Genomic DNA, 13,293 nt, shown 5'->3' with positions numbered 1-13,293 from the left:
TGCAATAAACGCCGCGGACTCATCGCAGCGGCACAGGGTGACACCGGCGCGCTCATGCGCATGGCGCGTGCCTGAACAGATACGCGTTGGCCCGCTGTAGGAGTTGCGCCAACCGTTCCGTACGCGGCCCCAGCGGCGCGATGGCCTCCCCGGCATCGCGCAACAGATCCAGCGCGAACTGACGTGCTGCCTGCACTCCCATGATCGACGCGCAGGTCGGCTTCTGCGCCGCCGCGTCCTTGCCGGGGGTCTTGCCCAGCGTTGCGGTATCCGCTGTCACGTCGAGAATGTCGTCGATCACCTGCAACGCCAAGCCGAAACAGGCGCTGTAGTGATCGAGCGCACAGTACAGCGCAGCGTGCGCGGCATCCTCCGCGATAACGCATAGCGCGCCCATGCGAACGGACGCGCGCACTAACGCTCCGCTCTTCATCCGGTGCATCTCCACGATCTTGTCCAGCTCGACGTGCTTTCCAACCAGCGACAGATCCATGGCCTGCCCGCCTGCGGCACCCTCGGCTGACACTGCCTGTGCCAGTTCGCGCACGAGCGCGATACGGTTGTCGCCCGGCGCATCCAGGCTCGCCAAGGTCAGGAAGGCGTGCGCCTGCAGCGCATCGCCGACCAGGATCGCAGTAGCTTCGCCGAACTTGACGTGCACGGTCGGAAGGCCGCGGCGAAGCACGTCGTCGTCCATCGCGGGCAGATCGTCGTGGACCAGGGTACAGGCGTGCATCATCTCGATGGCGGCGCCCACGTCGTCAAGCATGTGCGCCGGCGTGTCGGCCAGTGCGCCGGCAGCCAGACAGAGCAAGGCGCGGTTGCGCTTCCCGCCATGCAAGGTGGCGTAGCGCATCGCCGCCATCAGCTCGGCCTCATGTTCGGCGCGGAGAAGACGCGCCAGCACGTGTTCGACCCGCTTTGCGCCGTCCTGCATCCAGATCTCGGGCAGCAGCCCGCCGGATGCGCCGCGCGCCTGAGCGCCCAATTCGCCCAGCGCGGAATCACCAGTTCTGTCGTTCTGTGGCGTGGAACCGGTCTGCATGTTCTTCATGTCCTTGTCCCCGACAGGCGAGCCGCCGCGGTGTTGTCGGCGTCGCACCGTGCGCGCGGGCCGAGTGCAGCAATGCCGCGCGTCGCCGGCGCCGCTGCCTCGTCACAGGGGCATGCGATGCCAGCTCAGGAGAATCCGATGCGGATAGTCATGGACGGATGTGCGGTCGGGTAATAGCGCTGGCCTCTTTCGACGCCGCTCAGCAACCGCGGCCGCGCCCCGGCCTCGTGCATGGTCAGCGCCAAGGCGATGCAGAACTGCACCAGTTCCAGCCATGCCAGGTGGTAGCCGATGCAGACGTGTGGGCCGGTACCGAACTGCAGCATGTCCGCCGGCCGGATCGGCTCGGTGCGTTGCAACCACCGCGCCAGGCGAAACTGATCAGGCGCGTCGTGCAGCAGCGCCGAGGTGGAGAAATGAAGCAGCGGGATGCACAGATCGGTGCCCGCAGGAATGCGCCGTTGGCCGAGTCGCAATTCACCAAGTGCGCGACGCACCAGGAGCGGCGTCGGTGGATGCACGCGCAGCGTCTCGCGGAACAGCGCCTCGGCGACCGGACACTGCGCCAGGTCCGCGTGCCGGGTCGGCACCGCGCCCACGCGTTGCGCCTCCTCGACCAGGGCGTCCCACAGCCCAGGCTGCCGCGCCAGCTCGATCACCATCCAGGCCATCGTTGAGGCGGTGGTGTCGTGGCCACCAAGCAGCAGCAAGCGGATATTGGCGACCAGGACCTCATCGGCGAGCGCATCGTCGCTGCAATCGAAGGCGCTCACCATGTCGTTGATCAACCCGGTGCGCGCGGCATGTTCACGCGCATCGCGGACGAACTCGCGCAACCGCGCATCGATCCAGTCGCGGGCGGAGCGGCCGCGCCGCAAAGGCAGTCCGGGCAGGTCGACCGGGGGCGCGACGATCAACTGCAGCAGTTGCCGGTACTTGCGATGCCATTCCGGCAGGTCCTGCGCGGGGATTCCCATGAGGCTGAAGATGAGCTTGAGCATCAGATCGCCGGTTTCGCGCAGGATGGTTATGTCGCCGCGGTCGCGCCACCTCTGCACCCGCGCCCGGATGACGGGCGCGAACAGCTCGCCGATGCCGGCCTGGGTCAGCCCCATAGGCAGGAACGCCGCCTGGATCGCATCGCGCGCCTGCCGGTGCGCGCCGCCATCCTGGGCGACCAACGTTCCGCCAAACAATTCGGGCGCGATCTCTTCGATCAGCGCTGAGGACACGTCCTTGTGCCGGAGCAGTGCGAACGCATCCGGATCCAGACTGGTCACCATGTGTCCGGCAGGGCCGAAGTCCAGCCAGAACTGGCTGCCCAGCGTCCGTTCCGCGCGCCGCAGCAGGCGCGGCAGGTCGCAGACGACGGCGGGAAGATGCCCGACCAAGGGGAAAGCGCCGGGCACGACCGGGATGTCGTACCGCAGCCGATGCCGACGGTTCAGCGGGTTGAGCAGCATGCCCATTAGCATCGCGCCGACGCGGCCGCTTCGGCGGTCTCGCCGGAAGGCCGCGCGGCGCGGCTGTTGCCACCGTCGGCGTACGTCGGCACATGCGCCAGCATGCCGCCGTCGATGCACACGACCTGGCCGGTGATGAACGCTGCATCGTCGGAGAGCAGGAACGCCACCAGCGCGGCCACGTCCTCGGGGCGGCCGACGCGCGGCAGGAGCTGGTGCCGGCGCAGATGCCGTTGCATGCACTCGTCCAGCTTGGCGAGGAGACGCTCGGTCATGATGAGACCCGGCGCAACCGCGTTGCAGCGGATCTGCGCATGACCGTACTGGGTGGCGACCGAGGCCGATAGCATGTTCATCGCCGCCTTCGAGCTGGCGTAGGACGTCAGCGCGGTGTCACCGCTGAGCCCCTGGCACGACGACATGTTGACGATCGCGCCACCGCCGCGGGCGATCATCCGTGGGATGGCCTGCCGGCAGCAGAGCAACGTGCCGCGCAGATTGGTTGCCATGGTCTGATCCCAGACCGCCAGGTCCAGGTCGAGGATCGCGCGGTCGCGCGGAGTCAGATGCATGGCGCCCGCGTTGTTCACGAGCAGGTCGACCGCACTGAAGTGCCGCTCCGCCGTCTCGAACAGCGCTGCCACCGCCTGCGCCTCGGCGATGTCGATGGCCAGGGTCAGCGCGTGGCCCGCCTCGGCCGCGATTTGCGCGGTGCAGGCCATGGCCGCCGAGCCATCGATGTCGGCGACCACCACTCTGCCGCCCTCGCGCGCGATGGCGAGGGCGCATGCCTTGCCGATACCGGCCCCGGCGCCGGTCACCACGGCCACCTTGCCCTCAAACCGTCCCATGGTGTCCTCCTGGATTGCGTTGGTCTCTCGCGGCATGCCGCTCCGCCTCCGCCTGAGAAGGCGCACTGTCGGCGCTGGCGCGCTCGTCATCGCTAGCTTCGCTTTCGATGACCCGGATGGCGGCGACCGGACACTGCCTGGCCGCGAGCCGCACGGCGGCGTGCAGCGCCTGCGGGACTGTCGCCCCGCACACTTCGGCCACGCCGTCCGGTTTGCGCTGGCGAAAGGTGCCCGGTAGCGTCAGCACGCACTGCCCGCTGGTCCCGCACAGATCCTGGTCGACCACGACGCACATCTCAGCCCTCTGCGCACGCAGCCGCACCGGCAGCGCGCGGAACGTCCTAAGGAACGCGGAGGGCTCCCGGGTCGGCTGCTCGGCCAATACCAGGGTGGGGAAGCGCGCCTGAATCCGCGGCAAGCTCTCGGCCAACTGTACCCGGGCCAGTTGCGCACCGAGGCAGAAGTGGATGCCGTGGCCGAAGCTCAGCATGATCTTCCCGTCGGTCGACATGCCAGGACTGGTGCCGTAGAACCGCGCGGGATCGAAGCGGTCGGGATCGGCGAAGGCGTCGGGGTCGCGATTGCCGGACGCGATCAGCACGCGCACGTCCGCGTTCTTCGGGATCACCACGCCGCCCAATTCGATGTCGCGCTGGGCGATACGCGGAATGGAGCTGAACATTGCGGGTGCGTCGCAGCGCAGGACTTCTTCGACGAATGCCTTCACCTCCATGGCGTCTCCCTGCAGCCAGTGCCGCTGTTCGGGATACGCAAGCATCGCCAGGACCGCATGGTCGATGGTCGCAGCCGTAGTGGCGAAGCCGCCCAGCAGCATGCCCCACAACATGCTGATCAACTCCGCGTCCGACAGCGTGTCGGCATCATCGTCGTGTGCGCCGACCAGCATTGACACAATGTCGTGGCGGGCATCGGTGCGCTTGCGCAGTATGAGATCGCCGAAGTAGGCCTTCACTCTGGCACTGGCCGCGTCCGCTGCGGCGAGCTCGGGATCGCTGGCGTGCGGGCTCAGGCCTTCCAGAATGGCGCCGATGCCGGCGGCGAGCCCGAACATGTCGTCCTGGGGCATGCCAAACAGTTCGGCGAAGACCAGCATGGGCAAGGCCAGCGCGAATTCCCGATGCAGGTCCACGGCCTCCCCGCGCTCCAGCGCGGGTGCCATGCCGTCAAGGCGTGCCGCGACGATGCGCACGATGCTCGGCCGCAGATTGTCGATCTGGCGCATGGTGAAATCGCGCGAGATCAGCCGACGCAGACGCGTATGCGTTGGTGGGTCCTTCATCGCTAGCGTGGAGGCCAGCAGATCGAGCGACAGGCTGGTCGCCGCATGCGGAAAATAGCGCGCCAGTTCGCCTGGCGCCGGTCCCCGAAACGCGTCGCCCGTGGCCTTGAGCGCCCAGTAGATGTCGGTGTGGCGGGTCAACAGAAAGAGGCCCGACGCCGCGCGATGCACCGGATCGTGCTCGCGCAACCACCGCATGAACGGATACGGGTCGTGGATGCACGCCGGCGACGCCAGTTCGGCGAAGGCGTCCCGGCATGCTGCCGTTGTTTCTTGCACGTCCATCTTGGTTACCTGTTGGCTGGCTGATCTGACCGGTGCGCGGCAGGCGCGCCGGCAAATCGCGGAGACGATCGCGATCCCCCAGCGGCGTCCGCACCTCACCAGAGCACCGGGAACTCCTCGAACCCGCCAGTGATGATCTCCTTGCGCAACTTCAGTTTTTCGGGCGCCACGGCCAGGCGCAGCGCGGGAAAGCGCTGGAAGATCGAACCGAACACCGCCTTGAGTTCCAGCCTGGCCAGCGGCCCGCCGATGCAGGCGTGCGGCCCGTAGGAGAACGCCAGGTGCGGCTTTTCCTGGCGTCCGATGTCGAAGATTTCCGGGTCGTCGAAATGGCGCGGATCGAACGACGTTGCCGGCAGGCCGATGAGCACCTTGCTCTCCGCGGGAATATGCACGCCCGCGACGGTCACGTCGGTCCTCGGATAGCGCATGATGCCGTCCCAGCCCGCGCCCGGCGGGTACATGCGAAGGATTTCCTCCACCGCCTTGTCCACCAGGGACGGATCGCCGACCAAGCGTTCGCGCTGTTGCGGATGGCGGAACATGGCCAGCAGGCCGCATTCGATCTGCGCGACGGTGCTCTCGTGCCCCGCCACCAGCATGCCGGCCGCCAGGCCGATCGCTTCTTCCTCGGTCGCCTCGCGCTGGTCGACCGCCGCGAGCAGATCCGTCAGCAGGTTGTCGCCCGGATCCTGGCGCTTGTCCCGCATCTTGCAGCGAATGTAGGCGCGCAGTTCTTCCCAGGCCAAGCGCGATGCGCTGCGCGGGCCGCTTTCATGCTGGTGCGTCATCACCTCATCGGACAGCCGGGCGAAAAAGGCGTGATCCTCGTAGAGCACGCCCATCAGCGCGCTGATGACCATGGCCGGAAGCGGAAAGGAGAGGTGGCGCCGCAAGTCGGCGGGCTGGCGCTGGGCCGCCAGGTTGTCGAACAACTGCGCAGCGATCGCCTCGACATGCGGCGCCAGCAGCTTCACCCTGCGGCTGCTGAAGGCCGGCGCCACGAGCCTGCGTAACCGGGCATGCTCGCCCCCCTCGTGCGAGACCAGCCACCCCGGCGAACCGAGAATTACCGAATCCGGGGTGAACGCCGTCGGCGGCATTCCCGCCGGCCGGAACGCTGCGTCGGACAGCGCCGCCTTGGCCTCGTCGTAGCCAGTCACCCACCAGCCTTCGTGCCCTGACGGGAAACGCACGCGGTGGATCGGACCGTTGGCGCGTATCGCCAACATCTCGGGCGAGGGCTCAATGTGATCGACGCGCCACATCGGCAGCGTCGGTAGGGGTTGTTCGGACACGGTGGCACTTCACTCTCTAAGCGATGAAAGGGCGGAAGCTGCCCGGAGGCGCTGCGGGCAGCGGCTTCACGTGCGCTTGCGTTTACTTCTGTTCGTCGATGATGATCGGCGGGGAAGGCGGCCGAATCCTAGGGCCTCAAGTCGGCTTTAGCCATCTACCGAATCTTGTAGTAGCCCCCGTGAGCTAAACGCCTGGTGGTTCAAAAAATATGCGGAAAACTCTCTCGCCACGCGCTACCATACGAAACCTATTTCGATGGGTATCCGCCTATGTTGGTTGGCTACATGCGCGTGTCGACCGGACTCCGACCGTCAGAACACGACTGCAGCGCGATGCGCTGCTCGCCGCCAGCATTGATCCCCTCCCCTGTTCGAGGATCACGCCTCGGGCGAAGGATGACCGCACCGGCTTGGCGCGGGCGCTCGCTGTCGCACCTGATCGCGATCGTGAGCTCGCTCGGACAATCGAGTGGCGTTCCGCTCCCTGAACGAGAACCTGGACACCACGACGCGCCCGGGCGAATTCCTGTTCCAGGTGCGGCGCGCTCGCGCAGTATGAGCGCGCTTTGATCCAGGAGCGCGTTGCAAGCCACTCGCGCACGTTCACGTTGCCACGTACGCCAAATTCGCGAAGCACATTCTCGTCGATCAAATACGCGGTCACGGAATCCGGCGCGGCGCAACCTCGCCCGTACGGCTTCGTCATCGAACCCAAGGTCGGCTAGCTCGCCAGCACCCGATACAGACTCAGGGGGACAGGCACTCTCGCTCGGGATACGCCTTGGCCTGTTCGGCCGCGGCCTCAACCTGATCGCGCGTCAGCGATGGAAAATCGTCGACAATCTCCTCGGCGATTGCACACGGGCGAGGGCGACCACCATGTAGACGAGAATCTTGGTGTTTTACATGGGTTCGTTACGATCACCTCCGACTTGTACCCATCGGCGGCGTTCATCGAAACGATGAAGACGGCTTTTGAGGTCGGCCGCGACATTGCCGAGATCAACGACTAGATCGCCAAACGCGACTCGGTGCGCGTAAGGAGAGCTGCCGGATCGCCTCATACAGGCACCGCCGGGGTGAGATCTCTAAAGGTCCATGAATGCCTAGCTCAGCCCGCAGGAGAATAGCTACGGAAACACCAACCCAACAGCAGCTCGACGGATTGAAGCGGCTGAGTGAAATCGCCGGGTCCCAGGTAACTTCGAAATCGTCACGTCAAAAGAGGAAGCGGAGAACCTCTACGGGAACGACTAAGATTGGCAGTTTTCTAGCCTATTGACTTGGGTTTATCTCGACGACCGCCAGCGGAGAACCTCCATGTACATACCACTCCACTTTCGAGACGACGACATCGAGAACATTCGAGCAACAATCCGCTGCGCCCGATTGGCCAACCTGGTCACAGCGACATCAGATGGGCCAATTGCGACGCCTCTTCCGCTCTTCCTCGATGAGCGCGAAGGCGAACACGGTGCGCTGTACGGGCACCTGGCGAAGGGCAATCCGCAATGGCGCACGGCCCCGATCGGAGAAGCTCTGGCGATCTTTACTGGCGCAGAGGCTTACGTGACGCCATCCTGGTTTCCCAGCAAGCGACAAGCTGAACGTGTGGTGCCGACATGGAACTACATCGCGGTCCACGCCCATGGGCCGATTGAGTTCTTCGAGGATCCCACTCGCCTGCTTGAGATTGTAACGCGTCTGACGAATATCCATGAGACGTCACGTGCGACGCCCTGGGCCGTCAGCGATGCTCCCGCGGATTTCATCGCCGCCCAGTTGCGTGAAATCGTCGGCGTGCGCATCCGGATCACCACGGTCGAAGGCAAACGCAAAATGAGCCAAAACCGCCCCGCGCCTGATCGCATTGGTATCGCCGCCGGACTGGCAGCGAGCAAACTGGCACGGGACCAGGAAGTTGCAGCTCTTATCTTGGTTCAGGACTGAGACGATGATGTCCATGACCCGCCAACAGCGCCGCTCGACGGAGGGCGATCTTACATCTACAGCTCTCACAGACTTCAGCGGTTGGGCCATCAATTACCTCGCGAAATTCACGAACGGAACAGTCGGGCTTGCCGCACTGGTTGCACTTGTCAGTATCCTGACAGAGGCCCAATCTCGTGTCAGGCCCAGAACAACGCACATAGTAAGCGTTGAGACTTTCGAAAGCCCATTCGGCTTTGTGACTTTCCCGGCACCGCCTGGGATGGCCATTGCTGAAACAAATTGATTACCGCACGATGACGTGCCCCAGGTTCACGCATGAGATTCGCCATTGTCGCACAATACTCGATGACGCCAGTGCGGTGTTGCAAACCGTCAAAGCTATGTTGAGCGGCTTCAGCCGCGCGATCATCAATATGGATAGGTTTCGAGAGGAGTTTGAGCTCCCTTTCTCCATTCTTTTCCGCAACCTGGATATGTCGAAAAATGAAATCGAGCTCATGCATGGCAAGGATGGCGCCATTTTTCACGACACCTACGAGGCGCGCTCCTGCTGTCCATCGCTAATCGACATTCGAAGGGGTGAGTCGGTGATCGAGTTCTTTCGTCACTCGGCCCAACCACTGGCTCAGTTCGAGTACTCGCGCCAAATGCCACCATTCGATCGCTGCCCATTGTCGAGTACATGTTTGTCTTCCGCTTGGCACGATGCTTGCTGAAGATGATCTGCTCCAATGGGCGAGGAAGAACTGCAAGGGCTTGGAAAAGCAAGATGAGCACAAACGCTTTAATTGGCGTCATTCCGAGCACCGATGTTGTGAAACGTGCAGCGCGCATCGGTGCGGAAGTCAAAAATGTCAAGCTATCAGGCGAACTACCGGATCACACGATCGCCGCGATCAACAGCCTATTGCTCGAGCACAAGGTGATCTTCTTCCGCAATCAAGGACATCTCAATGACGCCGAGCAGGAGCGCTTTGCCGCTCGTCTCGGAAAGGTAGTGCCACATCCGATGCTCGGTGCTACCAAGGGGATGGCGTCGCTGCTCGAACTGGACTCCACGCGCGGCGGCGGTCGCGCCGACGTTTGGCATGCGGATGGAACCTTCGCCGACGCCTATCCTAAGATTTTGGTGCTGCGGGCCGTTGTAATGCCAACGTTCGGAGGCGACACCCTGTGGTCGAACACAGCTGCCGCTTATCTTGGTTTGCCGCCGCCGCTACAAAGGCTTGCCGAGGGCCTGTGGGCCGTTCACAGCAACGTCTTCGATTACGCCGGGATCGCGCGTGTCCGCGAGGTCGACAAGAAACACTTTGACGAGGTGTTCACCAGAACGGTTTTTGAGACCGAGCATCCCGTCGTACGCGTCCATCCCGAAACAGGCGAGCGGACGTTAGTGCTCGGCGCCTTGGTGAAGCACTTTGTTGGGATCCCCAAATACGACGGACAAAAGCTGTTCGATCTGCTCCAGTCTCACATCACCGCGCCCGAAAACACTGTGCGCTGGAACTGGTTAGAGGGCGATATTGCGATATGGGATAACCGCGCAACGCAGCATTACGCAGTCAACGATTACGGGGACCAGCATCGCGTCGTACGTCGGGCTACGATCGAGGGCGACGTGCCTGTCAGCGTCGGTGGCCGAAGCAGTGTAACGCGGCTGAAGGTGACCAAATAATTGCACGTCGACGCCAACGCTCTCGCGTCTGAAAATGAGAAAACCTGGTAATCGGAGTTGTTTCGGCAGACGCGGGAACACACTTTCCGACACGATATCTCAGCTCTTAGCGCCAACTCGGCAGCGCCCAGGTTTGATCTACGCAACTATTTTAGCGTCAACCAACCGCTTCGGAAAACCTTGAGCGTCACTGTCCTTCCTCAGCGGCAGGAACGTGGCCTTGACGTTTCAGTTTAGAAAATCCTCGATCTGTGGCCATAAAGCGCGCCAACATGGGGGCGATGAGTTTAGTCGGATCGACCACTTGACCACCCTGACGCTTAAGCGCTTCTGCATATGCAATGAGATCACGATGCACGGCCGCAGGCAACTCCGTACTCACTTTGACGGGCTTTTCGTCTGGAAGCTCTCCTATTTTGAGTCTTGGCATGTTGTCAGCCTCTATACGGCGTAAGTATGAGGTCACGATTGACAAGAACACGAACAGGGAAGCCCGGTCGTACGGTCAAAGTAGGCTGGATGTTGAGACTGCGTCGAACCACCTGCTGTCCAGTTTGATTTAGTGAGTCGGAGGCGCCGTGTCGCAATGACTGGATGATCGCGCTGTCGTTGCTATTTGTGTCCGAACCTGCCCCTAGTTCGGTACCGACCGCCAGAAACGTCGATAGTGCCGCAGCCTTAAACAGCTCGCCCCAGTGATTGTCGACCTGGTCTTCGAGGCCGGCGTATCCTGCGGTGTCAGCGCCAGGCTGCCGCTCGAGAACGATTGAACGTCCATTCGGCATGATCAGCCGTGTCCAGACGAGCAGGACACGGGACTGGCCGAAGGTGACCTGACTATCGTACATACCAATTAGACGCGCTCCCTGAGGCACAAGCAGAAAACGGCCGGTCGGCGTGTCATAGACGTTCTCGGTTACCTGCGCTGTGACCTGGCCTGGAAGGTCTGATCGGATCCCGGTGATCAGAGCTCCCGGAATGACCGTTCCAGCCTGCACGACATATGGTGAAGCTGGCCTCGTGATACGGTCAGGACTTACAGTACGACGATCCACAGAGGCGTTCACGAAGGCAAGCTTGCGGTCCTGACCGTTTTGCGCAGATCCATCGTCGCCGGTGCTCGTTGCGTTCGGCGGCACGACGCGCTCGCTGCCAGCAGCAGCGGCGGACGGACGCAATTCTCGTCCATTGGTCGAAGCGAACAGATGACTGATGCGAGCTGCTTCGGTCTCCTGGTCCCTCCGCTGCTGGTCTGGATCAGCGCCGCTCGTCGGCAACTGGCCTTGAGCGGCAAGGATCGGTCGACCGAGGTCGCCGGGAAGCGGTGGACCTAGCTGCGGAACTGATTGGCGTGGAACGCCAGCATAATCCTTCGGCAGGGTCGTAATGCCGTCGGCAACATTGTGATGGTCGGTACTGTAAAGCTCATCGGCCACCTGGTTTCGGGATCGATTGTTCTGTAGCGACCATAGCACCGCTCCGCCGATGACAAGCAGGGCAACCGCGCTGCCGCCGGCCAGGACCCTCCGCGACAATCGTGTCACGCGCGGATGCTCCGCTCTCAGGCGGAAGCTCCCGGACCTGTCCTCTTGTGTCGCCGGCGGGACAGATTGCTCGTGATCGTTTCCATTCCCGCTGTTCATGACGACGGCCTCCCGTCCGTCCTGACAATCCTGACCTTCTGCTGGTGCTCACCGCCGAGCCGGAGTTCGGCGGCTGCAAAGAGCCGATCCACGATCAGCACACTGCCGTAGGCGCGGTAGTTGACGAGTTCGGTTTTGCCGTCTGGGCCAATCACAAAGAGTGGAGGCATCTCGCCCTGCACAATGCCCTGCGGGAATTCGACATAGACCTTACGGCCATCGTCATATGCGCCGAGCGGCCGCCACGGAGGACTGTCCCCTTCGATGGCGTAGCGGGAGATACGCTGCGCCGGATCCGGAAGAACGGGTTTCAGAGCGACTGAACGGGATCCTTCGCGTGCTGCTTCCGGATAGTACCAGGCAACAGACGGCATGTATGGCCGCTCCCGGGAGCGGAGTTCGATAAGGTAGGTGCGCCGGTCGGTATTGACGACTAGGTTGGTCTCGATGGACGCGCGGGTCGGCTTGACCAGGATGTGGACGCGTCGCGTGTCGCCGTTCCCGCTCTCAGTATCGCCTACGACCCAGCGAACGGTATCTCCGGCCGCGACCGGCCCTGATCCCGTCAACTGCTCTCCCTCCTCGAGCGCGATATCCGTGATCTGCCCCGGTGCGGCGTAAACCTGATAGAGTGCTCCAGGACTGTAGGCGTAAATCTGCGCTGCGTTGAAATACCCCCGCTTGCGCGGTTCGACCCGGGCTGCGCTGTTTGCGGTCTCAACCCGGCTCACGGGCTCAGCGTCTTCCTTCCCTCCCGACTTGCCGCCCAGAGCCGGCTTCCAGAGAGGCGGAACGTGAAGCGGTCGCGATCTGTCGTCGAGAGCCACTGGCGTCGCCGGCAGCGGAGGAATCTCAGCGTCATAGCTGATCTCCGGCGGTATATAAGTCGCGCACCCGCCGAGCGCCGATGAACAGAGCAAGAGCACGGACAGAAGCGCTCGCTTTGAGCCCACGAACTCGGACCGAGGCGAATTGAGCCTGCTTTGCGGGAGGGAACGTATCGAATGAACGTCAGACGGCGTCTTGGTCACTGACCCAACTCCTTTGACCAGTTGATGGCGCGGACGTAGACGCCAAGTGGATTCTTGCGCAGGCGTTCGGCATCGCGGGGTGTCTCGATCACGATCGAGAGAATCGCAGTCCAGCGCTCGGTCGAACTCAGCGAGCCGTTGTCGTAGACGCGCTGGGTCCACGCGACGCGAAAGCTTTCCGGCGACGCGCGAATGACGCTCGATACGTCCACGGAGATTTGCGCCTTGCCCAGCTTGGCAAAGGGGTCATTGTTACGCGCGTAGTCGTTGAGCACAGCGGCGCCGCGATCAGTCGTAAAATCATAGGCCCGGAGCCAATTCTGGCGCAGAACAATGCCGTCCGCGGGCAGGCCTCTGACATCTTCGATAAATCGCGCCAGATGGTAGGCGATCTGAGCGTCAGTAGGTTGATAATCGATGTTTGCCGGCGCAACCCTTTGAGCTTGGCCGAGATGATCGACTTCGACGACCCAAGGCGTGATCGAGCCTTGGTTCGATTGCCAGACAAGGCTACCTGCGAGACCGGCTGAAAGCATCATGGAGCCGAACGCCATCAGGCGCCAGTTCTTGGCTTGCAGGCGCGCTGATCCAATGCGTTCGTCCCAGACCTGCGCTGCTTTCTGATACGGTGTGACCGGTTCGGGCATGCGCCCGTAATGAACGGAATTTCGTTTAAACATCGATGGTTGCCCCTGGTATCGAGCGATCGGTTTCAAGTCGTGCGATGGAAGGGTTTGAGG

Annotated in this window: 12 protein-coding genes; 3 read left to right on the top strand and 9 right to left on the bottom strand. The window is 62.9% G+C overall.

The features are described from left to right. Positions 1-52: 52 nt before the first annotated feature. The 5 genes from GGD62_RS20780 to GGD62_RS20760 all read right to left on the bottom strand — a co-directional run bounded on the left by GGD62_RS20780 (position 53) and on the right by GGD62_RS20760 (position 6,251). Positions 53-1,045, bottom strand: coding sequence for a polyprenyl synthetase family protein (locus GGD62_RS20780; protein WP_183260673.1), 993 nt, complete (start codon positions 1,043-1,045; stop codon positions 53-55). Between the two features lie 134 nt (positions 1,046-1,179). Beyond that, positions 1,180-2,523: a cytochrome P450 gene (locus GGD62_RS20775; protein WP_183709922.1), complete on the bottom strand. Its 1,344-nt coding sequence runs from the start codon at positions 2,521-2,523 to the stop codon at positions 1,180-1,182. Further along, entirely contained in the window at positions 2,523-3,368 is an 846-nt protein-coding gene (locus tag GGD62_RS20770; protein ID WP_183709920.1) for an SDR family oxidoreductase, read from the bottom strand. Before GGD62_RS20770 ends, GGD62_RS20775 begins: the two co-directional genes overlap by 1 nt. Further along, positions 3,355-4,953 carry a cytochrome P450 gene (locus GGD62_RS20765; protein ID WP_179734507.1) on the bottom strand — a complete coding sequence of 533 codons (1,599 nt, stop codon included), beginning with the start codon at positions 4,951-4,953 and terminating at the stop codon, positions 3,355-3,357. Before GGD62_RS20765 ends, GGD62_RS20770 begins: the two co-directional genes overlap by 14 nt. A gap of 95 nt (positions 4,954-5,048) precedes the next feature. Then, the gene (locus GGD62_RS20760; RefSeq protein WP_183709919.1) at positions 5,049-6,251 is read right to left on the bottom strand and encodes a cytochrome P450; all 1,203 of its coding nucleotides are present in this window, start codon (positions 6,249-6,251) and stop codon (positions 5,049-5,051) included. Positions 6,252-7,571: 1,320 nt separating this feature from the next. Here GGD62_RS20760 and GGD62_RS20755 point away from each other — a divergent pair. The 3 genes from GGD62_RS20755 (at position 7,572) to GGD62_RS20745 (ending at position 9,879) form a co-directional block, all read left to right on the top strand. Beyond that, on the top strand, positions 7,572-8,201 hold the full coding sequence (locus GGD62_RS20755; RefSeq protein ID WP_179734511.1) for an FMN-binding negative transcriptional regulator: 630 nt from the start codon (positions 7,572-7,574) through the stop codon (positions 8,199-8,201). A 269-nt stretch (positions 8,202-8,470) separates the two neighbouring features. Next, positions 8,471-8,920, top strand: a complete 450-nt coding sequence (locus GGD62_RS20750) for a hypothetical protein (protein ID WP_183237008.1) — start codon at positions 8,471-8,473, stop codon at positions 8,918-8,920. 53 nt (positions 8,921-8,973) lie between these two features. Next, positions 8,974-9,879, top strand: coding sequence for a TauD/TfdA family dioxygenase (locus GGD62_RS20745; RefSeq protein WP_179734515.1), 906 nt, complete (start codon positions 8,974-8,976; stop codon positions 9,877-9,879). Positions 9,880-10,066: 187 nt separating this feature from the next. Here the strand turns inward: GGD62_RS20745 and GGD62_RS20740 are convergent, their stop codons facing one another. The 4 genes from GGD62_RS20740 to trbF are packed head-to-tail and all read right to left on the bottom strand — an operon-like array spanning position 10,067 to position 13,233. Next, entirely contained in the window at positions 10,067-10,309 is a 243-nt protein-coding gene (locus GGD62_RS20740; protein ID WP_179734517.1) for a DUF2274 domain-containing protein, read from the bottom strand. Positions 10,310-10,313: 4 nt separating this feature from the next. Then, positions 10,314-11,522, bottom strand: coding sequence for a TrbI/VirB10 family protein (locus GGD62_RS20735; RefSeq protein ID WP_183709918.1), 1,209 nt, complete (start codon positions 11,520-11,522; stop codon positions 10,314-10,316). Continuing rightward, positions 11,519-12,553, bottom strand: coding sequence for a P-type conjugative transfer protein TrbG (gene trbG, locus GGD62_RS20730; RefSeq protein WP_183709917.1), 1,035 nt, complete (start codon positions 12,551-12,553; stop codon positions 11,519-11,521). Before trbG ends, GGD62_RS20735 begins: the two co-directional genes overlap by 4 nt. Beyond that, positions 12,550-13,233 carry a conjugal transfer protein TrbF gene (trbF, locus tag GGD62_RS20725; protein ID WP_183260363.1) on the bottom strand — a complete coding sequence of 228 codons (684 nt, stop codon included), beginning with the start codon at positions 13,231-13,233 and terminating at the stop codon, positions 12,550-12,552. The genes trbG and trbF overlap by 4 nt, the downstream gene beginning before the upstream one ends. Positions 13,234-13,293 lie beyond the last annotated feature (60 nt).

Source organism: Bradyrhizobium sp. ERR14, from assembly GCF_014198235.1.
In the GTDB taxonomy this organism is placed as follows: Bacteria; Pseudomonadota; Alphaproteobacteria; order Rhizobiales; family Xanthobacteraceae; genus Bradyrhizobium.
Note: the sequence above shows the minus strand (reverse complement) of the source record. Positions and strands in the feature narration are given on the sequence as shown.

Excerpts from the sequence above, each read along its gene's own strand:
- GGD62_RS20755 (WP_179734511.1), top strand. The coding sequence starts at position 7,572 with ATGTACATACCACTCCACTTTCGAGACGACGACATCGAGAACATTCGA.
- GGD62_RS20780 (WP_183260673.1), bottom strand. The coding sequence starts at position 1,045 with ATGCAGACCGGTTCCACGCCACAGAACGACAGAACTGGTGATTCCGCG.
- GGD62_RS20740 (WP_179734517.1), bottom strand. The coding sequence starts at position 10,309 with ATGCCAAGACTCAAAATAGGAGAGCTTCCAGACGAAAAGCCCGTCAAA.
- trbF (WP_183260363.1), bottom strand. The coding sequence starts at position 13,233 with ATGTTTAAACGAAATTCCGTTCATTACGGGCGCATGCCCGAACCGGTC.
- GGD62_RS20765 (WP_179734507.1), bottom strand. The coding sequence starts at position 4,953 with ATGGACGTGCAAGAAACAACGGCAGCATGCCGGGACGCCTTCGCCGAA.
- GGD62_RS20735 (WP_183709918.1), bottom strand. The coding sequence starts at position 11,522 with ATGAACAGCGGGAATGGAAACGATCACGAGCAATCTGTCCCGCCGGCG.
- GGD62_RS20775 (WP_183709922.1), bottom strand. The coding sequence starts at position 2,523 with ATGGGCATGCTGCTCAACCCGCTGAACCGTCGGCATCGGCTGCGGTAC.
- GGD62_RS20745 (WP_179734515.1), top strand. The coding sequence starts at position 8,974 with ATGAGCACAAACGCTTTAATTGGCGTCATTCCGAGCACCGATGTTGTG.
- GGD62_RS20770 (WP_183709920.1), bottom strand. The coding sequence starts at position 3,368 with ATGGGACGGTTTGAGGGCAAGGTGGCCGTGGTGACCGGCGCCGGGGCC.